Source organism: Sporosarcina sp. D27 (genome assembly GCF_000586555.1).
Lineage (GTDB): Bacteria > Bacillota > Bacilli > Bacillales_A > Planococcaceae > Sporosarcina.
The window spans coordinates 1-10,088 of the sequence record NZ_AZUC01000061.1; the positions used below are offsets into that span (position 1 = coordinate 1).

The 10,088-nt window shown below is 42.1% G+C and carries 9 protein-coding genes and 1 other annotated feature; of the genes, 7 read left to right on the forward strand and 2 right to left on the reverse strand.

Features of this window, described 5'->3' with window-relative positions:
• The first annotated feature begins 140 nt into the window (after positions 1–140).
• Entirely contained in the window at positions 141–338 is a 198-nt protein-coding gene (locus tag N693_RS0117135) for a hypothetical protein (protein WP_025786055.1), read from the forward strand.
• Positions 339–440: 102 nt separating this feature from the next.
• Here N693_RS0117135 and N693_RS0117140 read toward each other — a convergent pair whose 3' ends face one another.
• Positions 441–626, reverse strand: a complete 186-nt coding sequence (locus N693_RS0117140; RefSeq protein WP_025786056.1) for a DUF2929 family protein — start codon at positions 624–626, stop codon at positions 441–443.
• A 187-nt stretch (positions 627–813) separates the two neighbouring features.
• Here N693_RS0117140 and N693_RS0117145 point away from each other — a divergent pair, with 187 nt between their 5' ends.
• Entirely contained in the window at positions 814–1,746 is a 933-nt protein-coding gene (locus N693_RS0117145; protein ID WP_025786057.1) for a beta-ketoacyl-ACP synthase III, read from the forward strand.
• Between the two features lie 68 nt (positions 1,747–1,814).
• Complete coding sequence (gene fabF, locus N693_RS0117150) at positions 1,815–3,053, forward strand: beta-ketoacyl-ACP synthase II (RefSeq protein WP_025786058.1); 1,239 nt, start codon at positions 1,815–1,817, stop codon at positions 3,051–3,053.
• 303 nt (positions 3,054–3,356) lie between these two features.
• On the opposite strand, the gene trpS is transcribed toward fabF, so the two are convergent.
• Positions 3,357–4,343 carry a tryptophan--tRNA ligase gene (trpS, locus tag N693_RS0117155; protein ID WP_025786059.1) on the reverse strand — a complete coding sequence of 329 codons (987 nt, stop codon included), beginning with the start codon at positions 4,341–4,343 and terminating at the stop codon, positions 3,357–3,359.
• A gap of 54 nt (positions 4,344–4,397) precedes the next feature.
• Positions 4,398–4,617 (reverse strand) — a binding site (T-box leader).
• 440 nt (positions 4,618–5,057) lie between these two features.
• Between trpS and spxA the strand changes: the two genes are divergently transcribed.
• The 4 genes from spxA (at position 5,058) to pepF (ending at position 9,582) form a co-directional block, all read left to right on the forward strand.
• Positions 5,058–5,456, forward strand: coding sequence for a transcriptional regulator SpxA (spxA, locus tag N693_RS0117160; RefSeq protein ID WP_025786060.1), 399 nt, complete (start codon positions 5,058–5,060; stop codon positions 5,454–5,456).
• A gap of 280 nt (positions 5,457–5,736) precedes the next feature.
• Positions 5,737–6,399, forward strand: a complete 663-nt coding sequence (mecA, locus tag N693_RS0117165) for an adaptor protein MecA (RefSeq protein WP_025786061.1) — start codon at positions 5,737–5,739, stop codon at positions 6,397–6,399.
• A gap of 163 nt (positions 6,400–6,562) precedes the next feature.
• A complete protein-coding gene (locus N693_RS19480) occupies positions 6,563–7,720 on the forward strand; it encodes a competence protein CoiA (RefSeq protein ID WP_025786062.1) in 1,158 nt (385 codons plus the stop codon).
• A gap of 53 nt (positions 7,721–7,773) precedes the next feature.
• The gene (gene pepF / locus N693_RS0117175; protein ID WP_037593629.1) at positions 7,774–9,582 is read left to right on the forward strand and encodes an oligoendopeptidase F; all 1,809 of its coding nucleotides are present in this window, start codon (positions 7,774–7,776) and stop codon (positions 9,580–9,582) included.
• Positions 9,583–10,088 lie beyond the last annotated feature (506 nt).

Genomic DNA, 10,088 nt, shown 5'->3' on the forward strand with positions numbered 1-10,088 from the left:
GAACTCTGTAGTTGTCCGACACTAAGAGGGTTTTCTCCGACGCTAACGTAAGCTTCTTCATCACCCCTGATAACTTCTTCGACACATGGAGAAGTTTCTCGATAACGGGACACAATTCAACGATGTCAAGGGGGAATTGGTTGCGCTGGGCTACACCATGGAATATCGGAATCGGAAAAATAAACAGAGAAATCGGCAATATGAGAGGGAGCATCGGAAGTATTGGGAGAAGAATCGGCAAAATGGAGAACACAATCGGAAATATTAGTGAATTAATCGGCATTGAGACACAATTCAACGACGTAAATGTATTAATAGGGGACGCATCGCTTGTTTAAGGAGTACGATGCTACACCACACCACGTCTTTCCATTCAGAATATGCAATCTTCCTCACAAAAAAACAGCAAAAGGGAACAAACCCTTTCGCTGCGATATGGATCAATGCTCTGCAACTGGCTCGTCCGGAATAATCGCAGTAATTGCGAATACCATCACAGACAATACAAGCGAGACAATGACTCCAGTTGTAAAATCAAACGTTGGTATGTTCGCAATGGAACCTGCTACATAGTTGAGCATGGAAACCAATAGGAATGACCAAACAAACGTCATGATGAACTTCACAGAAATCACCTCTAGAATACTTTTTCACCTTTCATCATATCATAGCGACGCTCGTTTCGAAACTTAATTTACATCCTGGATAAAAGAGTTTGACGGTTTCGTGTCTCCATTGTTGAAAAAAATCATGATATCTACTATCATTGATACCAGGTACTAACAATAGATAACAAGGAACGGGGTATGAGCAATGGGTGTAGGACTTCTAAGTATTGGCAAGTATGTCCCTGAACACGTGCTGACAAACGCAGATCTTGAAAAAAGAATGGATACTTCAGACGAATGGATTCGTACACGCACAGGAATTGAAGAACGCCGTATTGCTGATAATAGTACAGATACATCAGATATGGCTTACGCAGCTGCAAAAGAAGCGATAGAAAAAGCGGGCATCCAGCCTGAACAAATCGGAATGATTCTAGTGGCAACTGTAACACCCGATCGTCCATTTCCATCTGTGGCAACGATGCTTCAAGCTCGTCTTGGTGCAAAAAATGCTGCTGCAATGGATATTTCTGCAGCATGTGCAGGATTCATGTACGGTGTTGTGACTGCGAAACATTTCGTAGAAGCTGGCACACATGATTATGTCCTGGTGGTAGGGGTTGAAAAACTATCCAAGATTACAGATTGGAAAGATCGCAATACAGCTGTCTTATTTGGAGACGGTGCTGGCGCGGGAATCGTTGGAAAAGTAAGTGGGAATCGCGGTATTCTTTCATTCGAGTTAGGTGCAGATGGCACTGGCGGTGAGCATCTTTATCAGGACCGTTACTTGCATATGAATGGACGCGAAGTGTTTAAATTTGCAGTTCGACAGATGGGAGAGTCCGCAGTCAATGTCATAGAAAAGGCAGGACTGTCAAAAGAGGATGTGGACTTCCTAATACCACACCAAGCGAACATCCGGATCATGGAAGCATCTCGTGAACGTTTAGGTCTTCCACCCGAAAAGATGTCTAAATCCGTACACAAATATGGCAACACATCCGCAGCATCGATTCCGATTTCGTTACATGACGATATCGAAGAAGGGCGCGTGAAAGACGATGACATTCTCGTGCTTGTCGGTTTCGGTGGCGGTCTCACTTGGGGCGGCATCTGCATGCGCTGGGGCAAATAAGTCATCTGATATAAACCATACCGAAGGAAGCAACTATTCTATCTATGAAACGAAGGAGAGTTCAACTAATGGAAAAACGACGCGTAGTCATTACCGGAATCGGGGCCGTTTCCCCGGTAGGAAATACGGCGGAGGAATCATGGCAGTCCGTTCTTGACCGCAAGTCAGGTATCGGGCCGTTGACGAGACTCGATACTGAGTTATTCCCGGTGAAAGTAGCTGCGGAAGTAAAAGATTTCGACATCGAAGAGTACTTACCCAAAAAAGAAGCTCGTAAAATGGACCGATTCACGCACTATGCAATGGCGGCTTCCATCATGGCAATGAAAGATGCAGGACTTGAAGAGCTGGATGAAGAGACCGGTCTTCGCACAGGTGTCTGGATCGGTTCAGGAATCGGCGGAATGGAAACACACGAAAAGCAGTTCCTTACATTCCAGGAAAAAGGCTACCGACGTGTGAGTCCGTTCTTCGTTCCCATGATGATTCCTGACATGGCTTCTGGTCAAGTATCGATTCACTTTGGTGCCAAAGGTATTAACTCTTGTACCGTGACAGCATGTGCTTCAGGTACAAACTCGATTGGAGATGCATTTGAAGTCATTCTTCGAGGCGATGCAGATGTCATGATCACGGGGGGAGCAGAGGCTCCAATCACTACAATGTCTGTCGCAGGATTCTGTGCAAATACAGCATTATCACTTAATCCAGATCCAAACACGGCATCACGTCCGTTTGATAAAGAACGCGATGGATTTGTCATTGGTGAAGGAGCGGGAATTATTATTTTGGAAGAATATGAGCACGCAGTAAAACGCGGTGCTAAAATCTATGCAGAAGTAATTGGTTATGGGTCGACAGGGGACGCACACCACATTACAGCACCTGCTCCTGAAGGTGAAGGTGCAGTGCGTGCAATGCAACAAGCGATTCAGCAAGCAGGAATTTCACCAGATGAAATCGGCTACATTAACGCTCACGGTACAAGTACTGCTTACAACGATTTGTTTGAAACAATGGCAGCGAAAACCGTGTTCGGCGAACATGCTTACAAACTCGCTATTAGTTCAACAAAGTCGATGACAGGGCACTTGCTTGGAGCTGCAGGTGGACTAGAAGCAATCTTTACTGCAAAAGCGTTGCAAGAAGGCGTCTTGCCTCCGACAACTAATTATGAAAATGCAGATCCAGAGTGTGATCTCGACTACATTACAGACGGACCTCGTAAAGCCGACGTTACGTATGCAATGAGCAACTCACTTGGATTTGGTGGTCATAACGCATCACTTATCTTCAAAAAAATCTAATTCTTTCCAATCAAAAGAGCTACTCGGATTATTTCTCCGAAGTAGCTCTTTTTTCATGTGTAGCGTGTCAGTCTTAAAAACTGGATAGCTTTCATATAGTAGGACAAAACTAAAAAAGGATCGATGTCATGACGCGACTGTTCTTATTCCTACTTAGCTATGGTCTCATTGTCACCACATGTACAACCATGATCACGTATTTGAACTACACATCGATGGGCTTCGATATGCGGACTGTCGTGCTTTTCATCTTAAAATCAGTCGATTTTGCGCTGTTTATTGGGGCAATTATCTTACTATTGCTTACCGTTTACGTCCGAGTCCCATCGCGGCTTCCATTTTCGTAAGTGTCGCTGATGCAATTGCATTTGCTTTAATGGCGCCTTCATCCAGAATCGCATCCAATTTGTCGGACTCCATCAATTCATGATAAGTCTTTTGAATTGGAGCTAGGTGATTAATGACGCTTTCAGCAACACCTGCTTTAAACGCACCATACCCTTGACCATCATACTTAGCAACTAGGTTCTCCACAGTAATACCCGTTAGTGCTGATTCGATGATCAACAAATTAGAGACACCGGGCTTATTCTCGACGTCAAAACGGACAACTCCTTCAGAATCTGTCACTGCACTTTTAATCTTCTTCTCGATTTGTTTCGGCGTATCCATTAAGAAAATCGTTGCTTTCTGATTCGGATCTGATTTACTCATCTTTTTCAACGGATCTTGCAACGACTTAATGCGTGCGCCGACTTTTGGTATGCGCACTTCTGGAATCGTCAGCACATCTGCATAACGGCGATTGAATCGTTCCGCTAAGTCCCGTGTTAACTCTAAATGTTGTTTCTGGTCTTCTCCAACAGGGACAACATCTGTGTTGTAAAGGAGAATATCAGCTGCCATTAGTGGAGGATATGTTAGCAAGCCAGCAGAAACTCCATCTTGCCCATCGGACTTATCTTTGAACTGTGTCATGCGCTCGAGTTCTCCGATGGAAGACGTACATTGCATAATCCATCCTGCTTGTGCATGAGCAGGGACTTCCGATTGTATGAAGAGTACTGACTCCTCAGGGTCTATCCCACTTGCAATATAGGTTGCAGCAAGCGAACGGATCGCCTGTTTCAAGTCGTCAGGATCTTGCTGAACGGTAATCGCATGCTGATCAACGATACAGAAAATGCAATCCGCTTCATGCTGAAGCTCGATGAATTGTCGGAATGCCCCAATGTAATTTCCTAACGTAATAATACCTGTCGGTTGAACACCTGAAAAAATAGTTGTCATTGTTGTTTCCTCCTTAAATTTAAACACAAAAAAACACCGACACATCCCTATAAAAATAGGGACGGTCGATGTGTAGGAACCGCGGTGCCACCCGAATTGCCCGAAGGCCACTCAAACCCCTTAACGCGGGGGAACGCAGTGAAATAGTAGTGGTATTCTACACATTCAACCGAGCTCGGGAGCCCATTCCTTTCAACGGCTTCACCTGTTCACACCACCCACAGGCTCTCTTTAGAAGCTCCATTAAAAGTACTTGTTCCGTCTAAGCCGTTCTTATAATTGGAGTAATTATAATATGCTCACACATGGATTGCAAGTATAATTCGGTTTCAAAATAGATTCTTCGGGAATACTCAAAATAATCAACGAAACTAATTCAAAATTGGAACCTTTTGACGTTTGAAACGTACTAGTAGATAAGAACACATTTTCACTTCGATTTTGTAATTGATAATACGATTTGAAAAAATTTGATGTTTAATCTCTTTCTGATATGGGAATAACAGTAGAGATTACATAAATACGGTGTTGAGAAGTGGCGATTATTGCGGAAATGTTACAATCTTGAAGAGTGCAAGAAATAATTTTTTAAAAGTGTATTCATTGAGAACAAATGTGTGTATAATAGTCATTATGAACATTAATTTAAAATAATTCTAATGTATAAAAGATAGTCACCATTATATGAAGCCGATTGAAAGGGAGTGTCAGCAAATGGGCGTTACATTATTTACATCACCAAGCTGTACATCATGTCGAAAAGCGAAAGCATGGTTGGAGGAACATGAAATTCCTTACGAGGAGCGTAATATTTTCTCTGAACCTCTAAATATTGATGAAATCAAACAAATTCTTCGAATGACTGAAGATGGAACAGATGAAATCATCTCTACTCGCTCTAAGATTTTCCAAAAACTAAATGTTGACGTTGAGAGCTTACCACTTCAACGATTATATGAATTGATCCAAGAACATCCGGGTCTCTTAAGAAGACCAATCATCTTAGATGAAAAACGTCTTCAAGTAGGGTATAATGAAGATGAAATTCGCCGCTTCTTACCACGAAAGGTTAGAGCCTATCAGTTACTAGAAGCACGTCGCATGGTAAACTAACGAATACTTATAAATAAGCTGATAGGGGATGTCATGGTGAATGCCGTAAACCTATCAGCTTTTTCCATTCTCCTAGTTTCCGTGCACGGTGCATTGGATAGATTCTACTTAGTAACTTAGCGTAGGGAATGGTTTTTTCACACTAAAAAAAATTTGTCTGCAACCTTCGAGGCAAAACCCTTTCGTTACTGAAGAATTGAACATATAGTAGAAGAAGCATCGCGGGAACGAAAAAGAAGTTGGACGGCACGTCTACTTCAGGGGAAAGGAGAGAGAAATCATGGAAATCGAGAGAATCAATGAGAATACGGTCAAATTTTACTTGTCCTACATGGATATCGAAGAACGAGGATTTACTCGTGAGGAAGTTTGGTATAACCGCGATAAGAGTGAGGAATTGTTTTGGGATATGATGGAAGAAATCGATTCGGAGTCTGATATTGAGTTTGAAATTGAAGGACCTTTATGGATTCAAGTGCATGCAATGAGTGGTGGAATTGAAGTTCTCGTTACACGAGCTCAGTTACCAGAAGAAGGAGAATCGACGGAATATCCTTATGGCATTGACGATCCTCGTAAACTCTTCCAGCCTGAACTTGAAGGAACAGATGACTCATCTGAGTCGACAAATGATTCTGTCGCGGATAGCAAAATGGCGACAGCACGAGAGTTGTTCGTATTTAAAGAGTTTGATGATTTAATCCCTTTGGCTTCTCAACTTTCTAATCTTGATGAAACAACTTCATTGTATTCATTCGAAGAGAAGTATTACTTGTATATTGACTATAGTTCATCAGATAAAGAAATTTCAGATAAAATCGATGTGGAAAGTATTATTCTTGAGTATGGAACACCCACGAACTTGACGATCCATCGCTTGAGAGAGTATGGAACAGAAGTAATGGGTTCAAATGTGTTCCAAACCATCGAATCTTATTTCTAAATCATTCACAGCCACCTTTCGAGGTGGTTTTTTTATATCCAAAATCATACTTAGTACTGTGTTACTAAGTGAGAGTTTCTTCGGATTTTTGTTAAGAATAAACCAGCGATGATGTTAAATTTGCTATTTCACATTTAAATTCGTAAACTATTCAGTGAAAGGAGTGTTTTATATACTAACAGCAAACTTAAACGATGGAACGCCCGTTGTTCTCGACGATACCGTTAAACGAGAGCACCTAAGAACGTGGCGAACCGAGCAACAATTCCGTTGTCCCCAGTGTGGTGACCGAGTTTTATTGAAAGTTGGCTCCATACGGATTCCTCATTTTGCTCATGAAGTAGACTCAACCTGTACCTCCAGTTTTTCCGAAGGGGAGTCAATTCCACATCTTCAAGGAAAACAGCTCCTGCACTCGTTCTTTCAGCGCTTAGAAAAACCTTCTGTATTAGAACCGCTCATACCCGAGCTTGCACAGCGTCCTGACCTACTTGTGCAACATGAGGGGCGTGCAATACCGATTGAATTCCAATGCAGTCGCTTGCCGGAAGAAGTGAAATCCAATCGAACAGAAGGGTACCGATCCTTAGGAATGGAACCTATTTGGATCTTACAAACTCCTGACAAATATAAAGGGCGCCCTGAAGGAATGGGACTGTTTAGTTTTTCATCCTTCCATCAATTGTTCTTTACAACGAGCGTATCCCCAGAACATACACTGCTCACATTATCCCCAGAGACAAAGCAATTCCATTATTTTAGTCATCTTCTACCCATTGACGGAAATCGCTTCATCGCGATCCATCGGAAGTTACCGTCTAATTTACAAACCTTTCCGTTTGCACGTCCGAAACTTCCTGATCAACATGTACTCCTTCACTACTACAAGTCTTACAAAATACACCGAACGACGTACTTGGAGCGCTCGATATTTTTAAATCGACGTGGCGTCCAAGATCCTTTTTTACGTCATTGTTATGAACTGAAATTACGTCCGACAGAACTCCCACTGTGGATAGGTGTTCCCGTGAAAGGGAATCGTGCATTCGTTGTTCATGATTGTGAATGGCAGCTAGGCTTAATTTACTTGTTAAGACGTTTCGAACTTTCACCAACCTTTGTTCCAATTCAGCGATTGCGCCGATTTGTACATGCCTATGCAGGTTGCAGCAAGCAACAAATTGAAGCCTGTATGTCTTATTTACAGTTCCTTCAGAGAATTGTTTGGAAAAAGAAGGAGTCCATCCCAAATACGCGAATAGAGAAAGAGATTGTTCACATACTTCTAGAGAGATTCCTTGCAATGCAGATAGAAAATTGAGAAAATGGAAAAAGATTCGATTCCCGAATCATCGGGATCAAGGAGGAATTACATTGGCAGAGAAATTACTTACGCGCGATGAAGTCAAAGTGGAAGAAACATGGAACTTAGAAAACATCTTTGAAAGCGATGCGGCTTGGACTGCAGAATACGAGGAAATTGAAAAACTTTCGTCACAAGCAGAATCATACCAAGGAACATTGAATGATGGACCGGAAGCACTTTTGAACGCGCTTACTTATCGTGACGAACTCTCGCAACGGTTAGGGATGTTATACACATATTCACATTTAAAGACCGACCAAGATACAACAAATAGCACATACCAGGCGATGGATAGCCGTGCCAAGTCATTGGCTGTAAAAATTTCCACAAAGCTTTCATTTTTCTTACCAGAGTTGCTTTCCATTGAGGAAGCAAAGCTCGATCAAATGGTAGAACAAAATGAAGGGCTATCCCTATACAAGCAAGAAGTGAAAGAATTGAACAGCATGCGTCCTCACGTACTTCCAGCAGAGCAAGAAGCACTGATTGCACAAATGTCTGAAGTTGCACAAGGTTCATCCAAAACGTTCAGCATGTTAAATAACGCAGACTTGACGTTCCCGACTGTGAAAAATGAAAAAGGGGAAGAAGTTGAGCTATCTCAAGGTCGTTTCATCAACTTCCTGGAAAGCCCGGATCGTTCTGTTCGTGAAGAAGCGTTCAAAGCGATGTATGCGACATATGGTTCGTTCAAAAACACATTTGCATCTACTCTATCAGGAAATGTGAAGACGAATAATGTCAATGCGACAATCCGTAATTATGAATCCGCTCGCGATGCTGCATTGTCAAACAACCATATTCCGGAGCAAGTGTATGAGAACCTTGTGAATACAATCTCGGATAACGTTGGGTTGCTGCACCGCTATATCGCACTTCGGAAGAAAGTATTTGAATTGGATGATCTTCACATGTGGGATCTCTATGCACCACTCGTAAAAGATTTAGATATGAAAATTACTTATGAGGATGCAGCAAAAACAATGCTAGAAAGCTTTGAGCCGATGGGTGAAGAGTACCGTTCAATCATTAAAAAAGGACTCGATAGCCGTTGGGTAGACGTCCGTGAGAACAAAGGAAAACGATCTGGTGCTTATTCTTCCGGTTCATACGGGACAAATCCATACATTTTAATGAACTGGCAGGATAATGTGAATAACATGTTTACACTAGCTCACGAATTTGGTCACAGTGCCCACAGCTACTATTCACGTGCCAATCAGCCATACATCTATAGCGGCTATTCGATTTTTGTAGCTGAGGTGGCTTCAACTGTAAATGAGGCGTTGCTCAACGATTACTTGTTGAAGACTACAGAGGATGAGCAGAAGCGCATTTACTTGTTGAATCATTGGCTCGATGGATTCCGTGGAACGGTATTCCGTCAGACGATGTTTGCTGAGTTTGAGCATAGGATTTATCAGTTGGATCAGCAAGGTGAGGCATTGACAGCTGAAAAACTTACCGAAGAGTATTATGCACTAAATGAAAAGTATTTTGGTGGCGCTATGACAGTGGATGAAGAAATCGGATTAGAGTGGTCACGAATTCCTCACTTCTACATGAATTACTATGTGTACCAATATGCAACTGGATACAGCGCTGCGGTTGCGTTGAGCCATCAGATCCTAACTGAAGGCCAGCCTGCTGTAGAGCGCTATGTATCAAACTTCTTGAAAGCCGGATCGTCGGATTATCCAATAGAAGTGTTGAAGAAAGCGGGAGTCGATATGACAACGACTGCACCAATTGAGGAAGCATGCCGAGTATTCGAAGAGCGTTTGAATGAGTTGGAACAATTACTCGCCAAACAATAAGTGTGAATTTAGTATATCAAAATAGTAAATAAACAGACAATCATGCTCAGTTCGCATGATTGTCTGTTTTTATGTATGGAAAAGAGTCCTTTAAGTAAGCGTTTTCAAAGAGATCATATGTGACAAATCCATGAAATCGCTTGTGAATTGTTGATGTAACAATTATTTTGTGATAGATTTAACTTGTGAATGAAACTCACAAACCAAACATACACCCCTTTTGTTTGAACGTGAACATTTTTCCCATTCCCTTTATATGAACACCGCTTCCCCCCAGGAGCGGTGTTCTTTTTGTTTTTTGAAGAATATTGAAGGCGTAGGTGTGTGTGGTTGATTGGTAAAAGTAGTCATAGGGGGTGGAGGGAGGTCATAAATCAGGGGAAGGGGATTATAAAGCGGGGAAAGTGATCATAAACCTGGGGAAGTGCTCATAAAGCGTGTGAAGTGATCATAAACCAGGGAAAGTGCTCATAAAGCGTGTGAAGTGGGGCTATTATAAAAAACGT

Coding starts and splice junctions, on each gene's coding strand:
- N693_RS0117145 (WP_025786057.1), top strand. CDS start 814: ATGGGTGTAGGACTTCTAAGTATTGGCAAGTATGTCCCTGAACACGTG.
- fabF (WP_025786058.1), top strand. CDS start 1,815: ATGGAAAAACGACGCGTAGTCATTACCGGAATCGGGGCCGTTTCCCCG.
- trpS (WP_025786059.1), bottom strand. CDS start 4,343: ATGACAACTATTTTTTCAGGTGTTCAACCGACAGGTATTATTACGTTA.
- spxA (WP_025786060.1), top strand. CDS start 5,058: ATGGGCGTTACATTATTTACATCACCAAGCTGTACATCATGTCGAAAA.
- mecA (WP_025786061.1), top strand. CDS start 5,737: ATGGAAATCGAGAGAATCAATGAGAATACGGTCAAATTTTACTTGTCC.